Source organism: Pseudoduganella sp. R-43 (assembly GCF_049913255.1).
Classification (GTDB): domain Bacteria; phylum Pseudomonadota; class Gammaproteobacteria; order Burkholderiales; family Burkholderiaceae_D; genus Rugamonas.
This window is the reverse complement of record NZ_CP183988.1, coordinates 2,147,810-2,161,037: the sequence shown is the minus strand read 5'-3', so window position 1 is coordinate 2,161,037 and position 13,228 is coordinate 2,147,810. Positions and strand designations below refer to the sequence as shown.

The 13,228-nt window shown below is 63.6% G+C and carries 15 protein-coding genes; 5 read left to right on the top strand and 10 right to left on the bottom strand.

All coding sequences use genetic code 11. The annotated features are described in order from the left end of the window. Window positions 1–3: 3 nt before the first annotated feature. Window positions 4–2,049 carry a M13 family metallopeptidase gene (locus ACN9M3_RS09840; protein ID WP_426322138.1) on the bottom strand — a complete coding sequence of 682 codons (2,046 nt, stop codon included), beginning with the start codon at window positions 2,047–2,049 and terminating at the stop codon, window positions 4–6. 232 nt (window positions 2,050–2,281) lie between these two features. Between ACN9M3_RS09840 and ACN9M3_RS09835 the strand changes: the two genes are divergently transcribed. Together ACN9M3_RS09835 and ACN9M3_RS09830 are read left to right on the top strand one after the other, a co-directional pair. Continuing rightward, window positions 2,282–3,097 (top strand): HDOD domain-containing protein, encoded by an 816-nt coding sequence (locus tag ACN9M3_RS09835; protein ID WP_426170341.1) that lies wholly within the window; start codon window positions 2,282–2,284, stop codon window positions 3,095–3,097. A gap of 162 nt (window positions 3,098–3,259) precedes the next feature. Next, on the top strand, window positions 3,260–3,526 hold the full coding sequence (locus ACN9M3_RS09830; RefSeq protein WP_426170339.1) for a flagellar protein FliT: 267 nt from the start codon (window positions 3,260–3,262) through the stop codon (window positions 3,524–3,526). A 331-nt stretch (window positions 3,527–3,857) separates the two neighbouring features. Here ACN9M3_RS09830 and ACN9M3_RS09825 read toward each other — a convergent pair whose 3' ends face one another. Further along, on the bottom strand, window positions 3,858–5,066 hold the full coding sequence (locus ACN9M3_RS09825) for a type IV pilus assembly protein FimV (RefSeq protein WP_426322135.1): 1,209 nt from the start codon (window positions 5,064–5,066) through the stop codon (window positions 3,858–3,860). A 125-nt stretch (window positions 5,067–5,191) separates the two neighbouring features. Here ACN9M3_RS09825 and fumC point away from each other — a divergent pair, with 125 nt between their 5' ends. Genes fumC through ACN9M3_RS09810 form a run of 3 tightly spaced genes read left to right on the top strand, consistent with a single transcriptional unit; the run spans window position 5,192 to window position 7,186 of the window. Continuing rightward, window positions 5,192–6,589: a class II fumarate hydratase gene (fumC, locus tag ACN9M3_RS09820; RefSeq protein WP_426322133.1), complete on the top strand. Its 1,398-nt coding sequence runs from the start codon at window positions 5,192–5,194 to the stop codon at window positions 6,587–6,589. Window positions 6,590–6,642: 53 nt separating this feature from the next. Then, on the top strand, window positions 6,643–6,873 hold the full coding sequence (locus ACN9M3_RS09815) for an RNA-binding S4 domain-containing protein (RefSeq protein WP_028100522.1): 231 nt from the start codon (window positions 6,643–6,645) through the stop codon (window positions 6,871–6,873). Between the two features lie 25 nt (window positions 6,874–6,898). Then, window positions 6,899–7,186: a DUF883 family protein gene (locus ACN9M3_RS09810; RefSeq protein ID WP_426322131.1), complete on the top strand. Its 288-nt coding sequence runs from the start codon at window positions 6,899–6,901 to the stop codon at window positions 7,184–7,186. Here ACN9M3_RS09810 and ACN9M3_RS09805 read toward each other — a convergent pair. The 8 genes from ACN9M3_RS09805 to ACN9M3_RS09770 form a co-directional block, all read right to left on the bottom strand. Beyond that, on the bottom strand, window positions 7,166–8,779 hold the full coding sequence (locus tag ACN9M3_RS09805) for a DUF692 family multinuclear iron-containing protein (RefSeq protein WP_426322129.1): 1,614 nt from the start codon (window positions 8,777–8,779) through the stop codon (window positions 7,166–7,168). The two genes, ACN9M3_RS09810 and ACN9M3_RS09805, sit on opposite strands and share 21 nt — an antisense overlap. 3 nt (window positions 8,780–8,782) lie before the next feature. After that, entirely contained in the window at window positions 8,783–9,049 is a 267-nt protein-coding gene (locus ACN9M3_RS09800) for a DUF2282 domain-containing protein (protein ID WP_426322127.1), read from the bottom strand. Between the two features lie 116 nt (window positions 9,050–9,165). Then, window positions 9,166–9,366, bottom strand: a complete 201-nt coding sequence (locus tag ACN9M3_RS09795) for a YjfB family protein (RefSeq protein WP_426170328.1) — start codon at window positions 9,364–9,366, stop codon at window positions 9,166–9,168. Window positions 9,367–9,418: 52 nt separating this feature from the next. Beyond that, entirely contained in the window at window positions 9,419–9,940 is a 522-nt protein-coding gene (mobB, locus tag ACN9M3_RS09790; protein ID WP_426170326.1) for a molybdopterin-guanine dinucleotide biosynthesis protein B, read from the bottom strand. After that, window positions 9,937–10,809, bottom strand: a complete 873-nt coding sequence (locus tag ACN9M3_RS09785; protein ID WP_426322125.1) for a general secretion pathway protein GspB — start codon at window positions 10,807–10,809, stop codon at window positions 9,937–9,939. The genes mobB and ACN9M3_RS09785 overlap by 4 nt, the downstream gene beginning before the upstream one ends. A gap of 1 nt (window position 10,810) precedes the next feature. Further along, window positions 10,811–12,481 carry an AAA family ATPase gene (locus ACN9M3_RS09780; RefSeq protein WP_426322123.1) on the bottom strand — a complete coding sequence of 557 codons (1,671 nt, stop codon included), beginning with the start codon at window positions 12,479–12,481 and terminating at the stop codon, window positions 10,811–10,813. Window positions 12,482–12,490: 9 nt separating this feature from the next. Then, window positions 12,491–12,967, bottom strand: coding sequence for a hypothetical protein (locus ACN9M3_RS09775; RefSeq protein ID WP_426170322.1), 477 nt, complete (start codon window positions 12,965–12,967; stop codon window positions 12,491–12,493). A gap of 3 nt (window positions 12,968–12,970) precedes the next feature. Further along, window positions 12,971–13,156, bottom strand: a complete 186-nt coding sequence (locus ACN9M3_RS09770; protein ID WP_057261510.1) for a hypothetical protein — start codon at window positions 13,154–13,156, stop codon at window positions 12,971–12,973. Window positions 13,157–13,228 lie beyond the last annotated feature (72 nt).

Here is a 13,228-nt window from a genome sequence, read left to right as displayed (position 1 = left end):
ACTTTACCAGACGCGCACGCGCTGTTCAGGCGCCAGGTACAGCTTCTGGCCAGGCTTCACGTCGTAGGCCTGGTACCAGGCGTCCAGGTTGCGCACGGTGTAGGTGCGCCACTTGGCCGGCGAGTGGCCGTCGGTCATGACCTGGTTGCGCAGCGAGGCGTCGCGGGCCTTGTTGGCCCAGCTTGCGGCGTAGCCGTTGAAGAAGTCACGGTCCTGCGCCGGGGTGGCTTTGCCGCCCAGCGAAACGTGGTAGGCGTCCAGGGCTGCAGCCAGGCCCGCCAGGTCGGCCAGGTTTTCGCTCAGGGTCAGGGTGCCGTTCAACTTCAGGTCCGGGAAGGCTTCATAGGCGTCGTACTGTGCCACCAGCTTGGCGGCTGCCTGCTTGAAGTGCTCGCCGTCTTCCTTGGTCCACCAGTCGCGCAGGCGGCCCTTGGAGTCGAACTGGGCGCCCTGGTCGTCGAAGCTGTGGCTGATCTCATGGCCGATCACGGCGCCGATCGCGCCATAGTTCAGCGCATCGCTGGCCTTCATGTCGAAGAATGGCGGCTGCAGGATGGCGGCGGGGAAGTTCAGCGCATTCTGCATCGGCATGTTCACGGCGTTCACCACGTGCGGCGGCATGCACCATTCGGTTGGGTCAACCTTCTTGCCCAGTTTCGCCAGCTGCTGCTTGTAGTGGAACTGCTCGGCGCGCAGGGCGTTGCCCATGGCGTCGTCAGCCTTGATTTCCAGGCCTTCGTAGGAAGTCCATTTGTCCGGATAGCCCACGCCAACGTACAGGGTGCGCAGTTTTTCCTGCGCTTCCTTCTTGGTGGCAGGCGCCATCCAGTCCAGCGCATCGACGCGCTTGCGGAAGGAGTCGACGATATTGGCCACCATGGTTTGCAGGCGCGCCTTGGCTTCAGCCGGGAAGTAGCGTTCGACGTACATCTTGCCGGCGGCATCCGGCAGCGCGTTATTGACTGCGCTCAGGCCGCGTTTCCAGCGCGGCGACAGTTGCGGCGTGCCGTTCATGGTGCGGCCGTAGAATTCAAAGCGCTGGTCGACGAAGGCTTTCGGCAGGAAGCCGCCGAAGTGGTTCACGGTGTGGAAGGCCAGGAAGTCCTTCCAGGCTTGCAGCGGCATCTCGTTCACGAGGGCGGCGCTACCGGTAATTGCGGTCGGGTGATAGACAATGAACTTGTTCTGCTTGCCCAGGCCGGCGGCGCGGAAGAAGGCGCGCCAGTCCATGCCTGGCGCCTTGGCGGCGAAGTCGCGCATGGTCCAGGTGTTGTTGGCTTTCTGGATGTCGGCCGAATCCTCGCGGCTGCCGTGGGCCTGGGCCAGCTTGCGCTCCAGCTCATACACGCGCGCGGCACGGGTTTCCGGCTCGCTATAGCCGGCCAGCTTCAGCATGGCGGCGATGTGGGCCTGGTAGGCGGTGCGCAGCTGGTGCATGCGCTGGTTGTCGTCCAGGTAGTAGGCACGGTCCGGCATGCCCAGGCCGCCCTGCAGGATGTATGGAGTGTAGTGCTTCGGGTCGGTCAGGCCCTGTGCGATCCAGATGCCGAACAGGTTCTCGGTGTAGAAATTAGTGGAGTTCAGCGGATCCACGTCGGCGCGGATGGAGGTAGCCAGGGCGCGAACCAGCGCGGCCTTGTCCTTGATGGCGTCGATCTTTTCCAGTTCCGGCTTGAGCGATTTCAGGCCATGCGCTTCAATTGCCGCTTCGTCCATGAAGCTGCGGTAGAAGTCCGTCACGCGGCGGGTGTCGCCGGTTGGCGACTTGGCGGCGGTTTCGTCGATCAGCTTGACGATGCGCTCGTTGGTCGCATCGCCCAGCGCCGAACCGGCGCCCCAGCTGCCTTTGTCGGCCGGGATCTGGGTCTTGGCCAGCCATTCGGCGTTCACATGGCCAAAGAAATCGTCGCCCGGCAGCGGGACGGCGTCTTGCGTTTGCGCGGCCGGGGCTGCCTGTTGGGCAATCGCCGGGGCCAATCCAAAGGTGGCTCCACAGAAGGCCAGGGTAAGGGCCAGCTTGAGCGGCGTAACGCGGTTGGATGCTTGCATTTTTTGTATCCCTATCTAGTTATAAGTGGCGGAATGAGCCAGGCTGCACTCTAACTGCAACGCAAGCGTGACATCGCCCCGTTGCGACAGACTGCAAATTTCGGGGATCAAATGCAGAAAGCTGGGAATGCTGTGCAGCGCGGCCAACGAATGTTAAAAACTTGCTGCACTCCCCTCTGGAATCGCTATATAGTTTCACCCACAGCAACGCCGAATTTAGAGGAGATTTTTCATGAAGCTCGAAGCACTGTTCCAGAATCCAACTGCGTTGCCAACCGCCCCGAAGGTTGTTGACGAATTGATCAGCAGCTTCGACAAGGCCAGCGTCTCCACCGAGGAAATTGCAAAGAAGCTGTCGGCCGACCCCGTGCTGAGCGCCAAACTGCTGCGCCTGGCGAATTCCGCCTACTACCATGTGTCGCGTTCGATTGGCACCGTTGAAGATGCCATCCTGATGCTGGGCTTTGTCACCGTGCGCACGCTGGTGATCAGCTCCGGCCTGGTGAGCGGCTTCAAGACCGTTCCCGGCATGGATTTGCGCCAGTTCTGGCGCTACAGCCTGCGCACCGCCGTGGGCGCCAAGTTCATCGCCAAGGCTTGCAAGCAAAACACCGACCTCGCCTTCACCATTGGCATGATGCATGCGATCGGCCAGCTGGTAATCCATGCCGGCATGTCCGAGCAAGCGCAGGCACTCGACAAAGTGGCAAGCCCGCTGGACGAGCGCCGCCTGGAAATTGAAAAGAACGCGCTGGGCTACACCTATGCCGACGTGGGCGCCGAACTGGCCAACCGCTGGAAATTCCCGCCAACCTTTGGCGAGACCATTGCCGCCATCCCTAATCCCGGCGAGAACGAACTGGCTGCAGTGATTCACCTGGCGGCCTGGCGTGCCCGCGTCGACGAGAACAAACTGTCCCCGGACGCAATCGCGGCCTGCTACCCGACCGAAGTTGCCGAAAGCCTGGGCCTGGAAGAGAACGCGCTGATTGACCAGATGCCATCGCTGGACGAGCTGAGCGCCGGCCTGGATGAGTTGATCAGCTAATCGATTTCGCTTGATGTCTGCCGTTGTGACCCTTGGGATGGGGGCGCAACGGCATTTTTTTGGAATTTTCTCAAATATTTTTCAGAAAGACCCTAAAGTTCCTTCCGAGCCTGACGTTAATCCTGACATGCGGTACTCCGCGCACAGAATCCAAGGCTCAAAATGTCCTCGACCCAAATTCTCGCTACCTACGAAAAAATTGCCGGTTTGACCAGCCAGATGGTGGGCGCCGCGCAAGCCAGCGACTGGGATTCGCTCGACAGCATGGAAAACCAGTGCGCTGCGGCTTCGGTAGCCCTGATGGGCGGTGCCGCTCCCCTGCAGGGTGACGCCCGCAAGCGCAAGATCGAACTGCTGAAGCAGATCATGGCCAACGACCGCACCATCCGCGAAGTGACCGATCCTTGGCAGAGTCGCCTGAACGGCTAAGTCGGCCTGCCCCTCAATAAAAGCGCCTCCGGGCGCTTTTTTGTTTTAAAGGGACGTACCCTTTAAAACAAAAGGCGCCCACTTGGGGCGCCCTGGAATTCGGAGGGGCGAGCACCAGGTATCTCCTGGCGTCGCCTCAGCGCCGGTTGCACCCGGCGTTCATATCGCCTCAGTCGGCTATGAACTGCTTCCAGACGGGGTCGTTTCTTCAACGTCGCTCTGCGGTTCGCGTCACGCTATCGGTGGTGACTGCGGCAGAACCCGGTCCGTGTGAGCCCAGTATAACGCAGGTAAAAAAATCTTGTCCAGCACTGGAATGCAACGGTAGTTACTAGTGTGCAGCAACCTCCACTGCGTCCTCCAGCGTTGGCACGTCATCCTCCGCGCCCCCTTTCTTGCGGAAGGATTGCCAGATCTTCAGCGGGCCTTTCGCCTGGCGCTTGCGCAGGAAGTAGATCAGGCCGCCGAGCGCCGCCAACCCCGCCAGCACACCACCGGCGATCATGGCCAGCCGGCTGCGCGGGTTGGCCGCGAGATCTGCTGCAACGCCGGGCTTGACAGGAGTGGCGCCCGGCTTGGCTGGCGTCGCGCCTGGCTTGTTCGGGGCAACGGCTGGCTTGGCAGGCGCGGCTTCGGGTTTCAACTCGACTGTTCGCGCAGGCGCAGCGGCAGCAGGCGCCACCATGGCGGTTTGCAGGCGATGCACCTTGCCTTCGATATCGGCCAGCTTGCTTGTCATGGCTTCACATTGACGGAGCTGGGCTTCCACCTGCTGCGCAGGGGCGCAAGACTGTGCGGGCGCGGAAGCCGCCGGCGCAGCGGGAACGGCTGTGGGCAGCTGTGCCGGTTTGGAGGTTGGCTGGCGGACAGGCGCCGTCGTCCCGGACCCAAGGCCTGGCCCCGCCTTCGGGCCGGTGACCAGTGCAGCTTGCGGCGCAGGGTTGGCACTTCGCTCCTGTGCCTTCGCCAAGGCGACCTGCTGGCGGTGGGCAAAGGCACGCTGGGCGGCTTCATTCAATCCCGCCTCGCCGTTGTCTCCCGATGTGGGAGGGGCTGCGGCCGGCTTGCTTGCTGCAACGGCCATAGGCAGCGGCTCCGCCGCCGGCATCGCGGCCACAGCCGCAGCGCGCTGGCCCGAAGGTTCCGGCGTCAGCCAGAGCGAAGCGGCTCGGATGATCTGCCGCCCTCCACTATTCAACTCCAGGAAAAGATGCAAGGCCTCGGCATTCACTGGCTGCAGCGTGGTCAGGTGCAGGAAGCGCTTGTTGTCGCGCTTGGCAATCGAGATATACAGGCCGCCCAGCGCAGGCGGCATGGCCACATTGGCGCCCTTGAACACGTCCGGATTGGCGAGCCGAGCCTGGATGTCGGCCAAGTCGGCCGCCGTCAGGTCGACCAATTCGATGTCCGCCGAAAGCTGCTGGCCAATGTGGGAATTGACCTTTATTTCGCCCAGCTCGGCCGCCCGCAGCGAACCGCACAGGGCAGCAGCGCAGACCGGCAGCGCAAAGGCGCGAATGATCAATCGTTTGCTTAACATGGAGGACAGGCCTATTACTTCAATGTACTCATTAACGGCAGAATATCCCGATTTTGTAGGCCTCGGCAGAGTAAGCAGCATTGGCGTTAGAATCCAGTCATCACTTTCCAACGAGGGAGCCGTACATGAACAGCAGAACCGAGCGCGACAGCTTTGGCCCGATTGAAGTTCCAGCCAGCCAGTTGTGGGGTGCGCAGACCCAGCGCTCGCTCGAGCACTTCCGCATTTCCAGCGAACGCATGCCGGCCGAACTGATCGCCGCCCTCGCCAGCGTGAAGCGCGCGGCGGCCAAGGTGAACGTCGACCTCGGGGTGCTCGATAGCGTCAAAGCCAAGGCCATCATGGAGGCCGCCGATGAAGTCCTGGATGGGAAGCACCCGGGCGAGTTCCCGCTGGCCGTGTGGCAAACCGGCTCGGGCACCCAGTCCAATATGAATATGAACGAGGTGCTGGCCAACCGCGGCTCCGAGCTGATGGGAGGCGAGCGCGGCGAAGGGCGCAAGCTGCACCCGAACGATGACGTCAACAAAGGCCAGTCGTCGAACGACATTTTCCCCACCGCGATGCATGTGGCGGCGGCACAGGCAGTCGCGAACAATGTGCTGCCAGCCCTGCGCCAGCTGCGCGCCACGTTGCAGGCGAAGGCGCAGGCGTTCGACGGCATCGTCAAGATCGGCCGCACGCACCTGCAGGATGCGACGCCGCTCACCCTTGGCCAAGAGTTTTCCGGCTACGTCGCCCAACTGGACTATGCGGAGAAAGCCATCGAAGCCACCCTGCCCGCCGTGCTGGAACTGGCAGCCGGCGGCACCGCGGTGGGCACGGGACTGAATTCGCACCCCGAGTACGCCAGCCGTATCGCAGCCGAACTGGCGAGCCGCCTGAAACTCCCCTTCCGCACCGCCGACAACAAGTTCGCCGCACTGGCCGGGCATGACGCCCTGGTATCGGCTCACGGCGCGCTGAAAACCCTGGCCACGGCACTCATGAAGCTGGCCAATGACGTGCGCTGGATGGCTTCCGGCCCGCGCTCCGGCCTCGGTGAAATCAGCATCCCCGAGAATGAGCCGGGCAGCTCGATCATGCCGGGCAAGGTCAACCCCACCCAAAGCGAAGCACTGACCATGCTGTGCTGCCAGGTGTTCGGCAACGACGTGGCCATTACCGTTGGCGGCTCGTCCGGCAATTTCGAGCTGAACGTCTTCAAGCCGCTGATCGCCCACAACTTCCTGCAAAGCGCCCGCCTGCTGGCCGATGGCATGCGCAGCTTCGACGAGCATTGCGCACACGGTATCGAGCCGAACCTGGGCCGCATCGAAGAACTGATGGAACGGTCGCTGATGCTGGTCACCGCCCTGGCCCCGCATATCGGTTATGATCGCGCCGCGCAAATCGCGAAGAAGGCGCAGCACGAGGGCACGACCTTGAAAGAAGCCGCACTGGCCCTTGGTTTTGTGAACGAAAGCCAGTTCAACGAGTGGATTGTTCCACTGGAGATGACCAAGCCAGGCGGCAAGGGTTAATGCCAGGTGGGAATACAACACCTCCGCGCCAACCCAACAGAAAGAGGATTAAAATGCAGAAAGTAGATTTCGAATTGACAGGCGAGTACATCGAGCTGAACCAGCTCCTGAAAGTGGTCGGCCTGTGCGACAGCGGCGGCGCCGGCAAGCAGATCGTGGCTAGCGGCGACGTCAAGGTCGACGGCAAACAGGAGTTGCGCAAGACGGCGAAGATCCGGGCGGGCCAGAAGGTGCGCCTGGGCGACGTGCAGATCGACGTTCATGCCGAGGGCAGTGCGGCCTGATTGATCCGCGCGGAGGGTTAGCTCCATGGATGGTCCCGACGAGAAGCAAGTGCAGTCCCAGGAACAACTGATCGGCGACCTGCGGCAGGTCATCGAGAATGCCGAGGAGCTGCTCAAGAATACCGATCATTACACCAGCGTGCTGTACCAGTCGGCGCGCGCCAAGCTCGCCCAGGCTTTGCTGGCCGCCAACGAGGAACTGGAACGGTGTGAAGACGCGCAGCTCCTGCGCATGATCGAGGCGACCCACCGCGCCAACCTGCTGCACCGGGACTTGTCCGGCGAAGACAAGTTAATGCGGGCGTTTAACTAGGATTTGCTGCTGCAGCCATTGCTGGAGGCTGGCGGCAACGTCGAAGTTCTCATCCAGCGCAAAGGCGGCGTCGAGCGCGTCGCCGAATGCCTTCCCTTCTTTTAATGCCTGCAGCGCTGCGTATTGCGGCACTTGCAGCAGCGTGACCTGGGCTGTCCATTCGGGGCGGCTGAGCAGCGCGCGGCTTGGCTCGTCCATCTTCCGTGGGAATGGCATGCCCTGATGGGCCAGCCAGAGGGGCACGACTGCCCATTCCGATTCAAATAGCTTGGCGGTAGGCTGCCAGGGGAAGCTTTGGCCCTCCACCGTTTGCGGGTTGATGTCCTTCGCCTGCAGCGCGGGCTCGTGCCGCGCGTAATGGATGCGGTGCAGCTGCCATTCCAGGCACGCCATGTCTGGAAGGTAGGGCAAGTCCTTGACGTGCTCGAAGCTGCGCAGGAAGGGCTCGAAGTGTGCGCCGAAGCGGTTCAGGTCTCCACTGTCGGAAGGGTGGGCGCGGCCGTATTCGCGCGCCAGGGCGGCGAAGAATTCTGCGCCCACCAGTTGCGCAATCACAGGATAAGCGGCGGCCAGGGCCCTGGTCCAGGTCGAAGCCAGGTTGCCTCGGTACAGGCCGAAGCGTTCGCCGTGCCTGAGCTGTAGCGTGGCCTCGGCAGCAGGCGAGAACAAGGCGTCGGAAAATGCTTGCTGCTGCGCGGCCAAGGCGTCGCAGCCGACCGGCAGGCATTGCCCGCTCCGGCTCCCGGAGCCCCAGTCGACTTTCTCAGGAGGCGGGAAGTGTTCGGCAATCGCAGCTGCCTTGCCGGCCTCGCCAAGCAGGACTTCCAGGGGCGGGATATCGGTGTCCCATTCGATCAGCGTGGGGACGGCGCCGAAGCGGCTTAACGCTGCTTCGTACAGCCGCCAGACCGGATCGGCGACGACTGCGCCGTGATGGTCGACCACGGCATCGGGTGTGACGAGGTGTCCGGCGAGGTGGATTTCCCCGACTGTGCCGGGGGCGATCGCTTGCAGCGCCGCCATGGCGTCTTCGCCGTGGTTCAGCTGGTTGACGTAGAGGTTGTTCACGTCCAGCAGCAGGCCGCAACCGCTGCGGCGCGCGAGCGCAGCGAGGAATTCTGCTTCGCTCATTGCGTCGTCGGCGAAGCGCACGAAGCTGGAAACGTTTTCGAGCAGGATGGCGCGCCCAAGGGCGTCCTGCATGCGTCCTACCCGCTCCGCCATCAGGTCGAGCGCGGCGTGGTTCAGCGCCAGCGGCAGCAGGTCGTTGAGGTGGCGGTCGACAATGGCGCCCCAGCACAGGTGTTCGGAGACCAGCGCCGGTTCAATGCGCTGGGCGAGGCTCACGACACGCTCCAGGTGACCGGCACTGAATCCGCGTGCCGAACCGAGGCCCAGGCCTACGCCGTGCAGGCTGATCGCGTAGTCGCGCCTCAGTTCCTGCAATACGTGGAAGTCGCCGCCGGCCTGGTCGAGGTAGTTTTCAGTGTGAACTTCAAGCCAGGCGGCGCGTGGCCGCTGCTCGAGGAACTGGCGGTAGTGCGGCGCCCGCAATCCAATGCCTGCTCCTCGCGCCACGGCCTGCTGCGTCATTGATTATTTGGTTGGCGCAGCGGTCTTGCCGCCGGTTTTTTCGCAGGTGCCTTTGGCGACGAATTTCCATTCGCCTGCCATATTGTCGGTCTTGGCCTGGTTGGAGCAGCCATGGGTGCCGGTGGCGCAGTCGTTCTGGCCAGCCTTGGCGATGCCGTAGCACTTTTCTTTTTCCGCTGCTGGCTTGTCCTGGGCTGCGGAAGCAACGCTGCTGGTAGCGGCACAGACGGTGGCCAGGGCGGCGGCGATCAGGGCTTGGCGGTTTTTCATGCGGAGTCTCCTCTGTAGGTTTGCAGGTCTGCGATTAGACCATAAAAAAAACCCGCTGACACCGGTGCCGGTGCGGCGGGTTCGTTGCGGCCTGCGCGAGGTCTGGCGACCGGCGTTCAGGCGGTCGTGTTGATGTTCTGGCCGAGGTGGGATGGCAGGTTGGCGGCAGGCGTCGCTGGCGGAATCGCTTCGATCAGGGCCTGGGCGCTGGAGGCTTGCACGTCCATTGCTCTTTTTAACACGGCGTAACCAACCTCGGTACGATTGCTCGTATCGGCCATTGTTGTTGCCAGCTTTGCAATGCTCATCGCATCCATTTAAACCTCCCACTGATATCTATCCAGATTTACGGATGGGATTTGGCGAACTTTAGGTCTGGCGCGGGATTTTTTTGATTAACCAGGCCAGAACGGTGTCGGGACGGTTCAGGTCGAGCCATTGCAGGCGGGGCGGCAGGCCTTCCGGGGCGGGCTGGTCGGAGGCGACGGCGACAATCGTATGGTCGTCGAGGTAACGCGGCGGCTGGCCAGCGACGGCGCGGTAAACTTCCAGCTTGTCGATTTGCCATGCATGGAAGCCTTCCACCAGGGTCAGGTCGGCGGGCTGCAGGCGGGCCAGTTGCTCGTCGGCGCCGGGTTCTTCGGCTCCACGCAGTTCATGGATGATGGCGAAACGATAAGGCGAGGCGATCATCACCTCGGCGGCGCCGGCATGGCGGAAACGGGCGCTGTCTTTCCTTGGCGGCTCGAGCTCAAAGTCATGGTGGCTATGCTTGATGACGTTGACTTTCCAGCCGCGCGCGGCCAGCTCGGTGACCAGGTACTCGATCAGGGTGGTCTTGCCGCTGCCCGAGGGGCCGGTGACGCCGACGACGTTCTGCTTGCTGCTCATAGCGGTACCCGATAGCGGTAGCCGCGGAAGCTGAAGATGGCTTGCTTGGGCTGGAGCTTGTCCAGGATCAGGCCGGGGGCGACTTCCTCGCCCTCCCTGCGCAGCACTTTGTCGATCAGGAGCAGGCGATCGGCGGGATTTTTCGAATACATGTAGCCACCAAGGGTGATCTGGGGGATGGCGCGCTGGATTGGTTCAGGGAGCTCGCGCAGGGATTGCACCTGTTCTTCTGCCGGCGCTGGCGCCGGGACTGCAGCCTGCGGTTGCGCTGCGACCGGGACCGCCTGCGTCACGTCTGCACCGCGGGCCGCGTTTCCGGCTTGCTTCTGGGCGGGCAACCGGGGCGCCTCCGCGGCGTGGGCGGGGGGTGGCGCAGCGGCGACGTGGGCGTCGGCAGCACGCTGGTTGGCCGCTGGCTGGCCGGGAGCTTGCTGTGCAGGAGGCGCTTCTCCTGGGCGTGCTGGCGCCTGGCTTGCGGTGACCGCTGCGGCCGGCGCTGCCGGGGCGGCGCCGGCAACGGTGACTGCAGGAGCTGCCGGTGCGCTGTGGGCGTTGCCGCCCAGGCCGGAAGCCGTGGCCGCAGGCGTGGCGCTGCCGTTGGCGGCCGCTGGACCCGCGGCCGGAGCGGCGGGAGCCGGCGCGCTTGCGGCGGGCTGCTGGCTCGCGGCCGGCTGCTGGCGCACCAGCATCGTCGCGAGGCCGGCGATGGCGGCTGCCATCAGGGCCATGGCCACGATCACCGGCGTACGCCTGCTGCGCGCCCCCTGCCCGGCCGGCACGCTGGCCAGCGTGGGTGCGTGGATGGTCGGGGTGCTGCCGATCTGGCGTTCGGCCTGCGCCTTTTTGAGTGCTTCGAGAATATAGGACATGTTAATTACCCGCCTTGGCCAACAGGTGCGGCTCGGTCTCCCGGCCCGGCTGCGACAGGCGGATGAAAGTTCGCGGTCCCGCCACGCCGTCGGCCTTCAAACCCTGGGCAAGCTGGAACTCGCGCAAGTATCGCAAAGTTTCGCCGGCTAGTGGCAGGTTCTCGCGCGGTTTCTTGACCCCGTTTATTTGTGCCAGGCGGCGGGCCAGCCAGTCGACGTCCGGGCCCTTATCGCCTTCGCTGACTTCCTCGCGCCAGGAGCGCGGCGCGCGCCAGAAGGTGGTGAAGGTGCCGTCGAAGCGGGCGTCCAGGGCGTCGAGCGAGACCGTTTCGCTGCCGCGCGCTCCAACCAGCGTGGCGCTCTTGCCGTCGATGGCCGTCAGCAGGACATTGCGCGGCAGCGAATCGCCGTCGCGCAGTTTGATGATGGCGGGGCGGTCGAGATTGCGGATTTCTTCGAGGCCGCCCTTGCCTTGCATGCAGCGCAGGTTGTGCCGGGAAGCTTCGGCGCAGCCTTCGCCTTCCGACAATGCCACTTCCCACTTCGCCGCCAGTTGTCCCAGGGCGGCATCCATCGTCAGCCAGCTTGGCGCGACGAGGGTCGCTGGCGATGCAGCCCCTTGCGGCGCCGTGGCAGCGGCCGAAGCGGAACTTGCGGCGGCGGCCTGCGTCACGCGGCCAGCCGCCTGAGAGGCACGGGCAGCAGCCTGCGCGGCAGCGGGTGCACGCGGCGCGGCGGCGGCCCCCGTAGCGGACGGCGAGCGCACCGACGGCATCAGCTGCCAGGCCGCGGCGGCTGTCAGCGCAGCCCCCGCCAAGACTCCGGCTGCAGCCACGCGCCACGCCCGCGCCCCGACTGGAGCGCTCTCGCCTGCAAACACTTCCTGCGCCGCGCGGCGCAGGATGACGGCATTGACCTGCGCACGATTTTCAACGTAGGCGCCAAGCAAAGCCCGGTCGCACAAGAGGTTGATCCGGCGCGGCACGCCTTTGCTCAATTGGTGGATGCGCCGCAGCAGGCCACGCGGGAACAGCTCCACCGCCCCGGCGCCAGCCACCGCCAGCCGGTGCTGGATATAGCTGCCTACTTCCGCCTCGGACAATGGCCCCAGGTGATAGCGCGCGATCACGCGCTGCGCCAGTTGCTCGAGCTCGGGGCGCGCCAGCATCTGGCGCAGTTCCGGCTGGCCGATCAGGATAATCTGCAGCAGCTTGCGCTCGCTCGTTTCCAGGTTGGTCAGGAGGCGCAACTGCTCCAGCACGTCGGCCGACAGGTTTTGCGCCTCGTCGATCACCAGCACATTATTCAGGCCCGCCGCATGCGACTCCAGCAGGTAGCTGTTGACCGCATCCACATAGGACTTGACGCTCGCCCCTTCCGGCGCCACGCCGAATTCATCGCACACCGACTGCAGCAGTTCTTCCACCGTCAGCTTGGGATTGAAGATATAGGCCAGGCGGCAGTCGGCCGGAATCTGTTCGATGAAGCAGCGGCACACCGTGGTCTTGCCGGCGCCGATCTCGCCGGTCAGCAGCACGAAGCCGCCGCCGCTGCCCACGCCATACAGGAGGTGCGCCAGCGCCTCGCGGTGCCGTTCGCTCATGAACAGGTATCGCGGGTCGGGGGCAATCGAAAACGGCTGCTGTCTGAGGTTGAAGTATTGCGTGTACATGGTGGGCGCTTAGCGCAGCGCGGGCGGCAGTTGCTTGAATTTGGCGCAGTATATCTTGGAGCGCGTATTGAAATAGACGATGCGGCTGCCCGGCTTGGACTCCCGCACCGGGTAGCGCGAAGTGTCGATTTTCGCATAGGCCTGGCCGTCCTGGCGAAGGATGGCCTTTTCGAGCTCCTCCGGCGTGGTGTCGGTCACGGCGCCGACAAAGCTGTAGGGGAAGCTCTCGTCGCTGATCATCACTTCCAGCACGGGAAAGCCCCACAGGATCGCGTCATTGGTACGGAACCAGTAGGCTCCGCCCTCGCGCTTGTAAGGCCGCCCGAAATACTGGCTGAGGTAGTCGAAATAATAACGGTTGGAGGTCTGGTCGCGGCACAGCAGGCCATTGCCAAGCACGTCGCCGAAGTGGGAAGGCGGCGCTGCCTGCGTCGCCTGGCTGGCGGCGAGCACGCCTGCCGCCGTGAGGAAGCGCAATCGACGCATCAGTTACAACTTCTGGAACCAGGCGCGGTTGGCACTGATCTTGGCCTTGGCCGAGGGAGGCAACGCTTCATAGCAGCCAGGGTATTGCTTCAGGGAACCCTCGCGGACTTCCTTTTGCAAACCATTGATCAGGAACACGTATACCGTTCCACCCTGGTCGGTCTTTTTGGTTCCCAAGTACTTGATCATAAGTGTCTCTCCTGACGAGCATTATGACATTTCAAGGCGAAATCACAACTTTTTGCCCGGTACCGTGTGCAT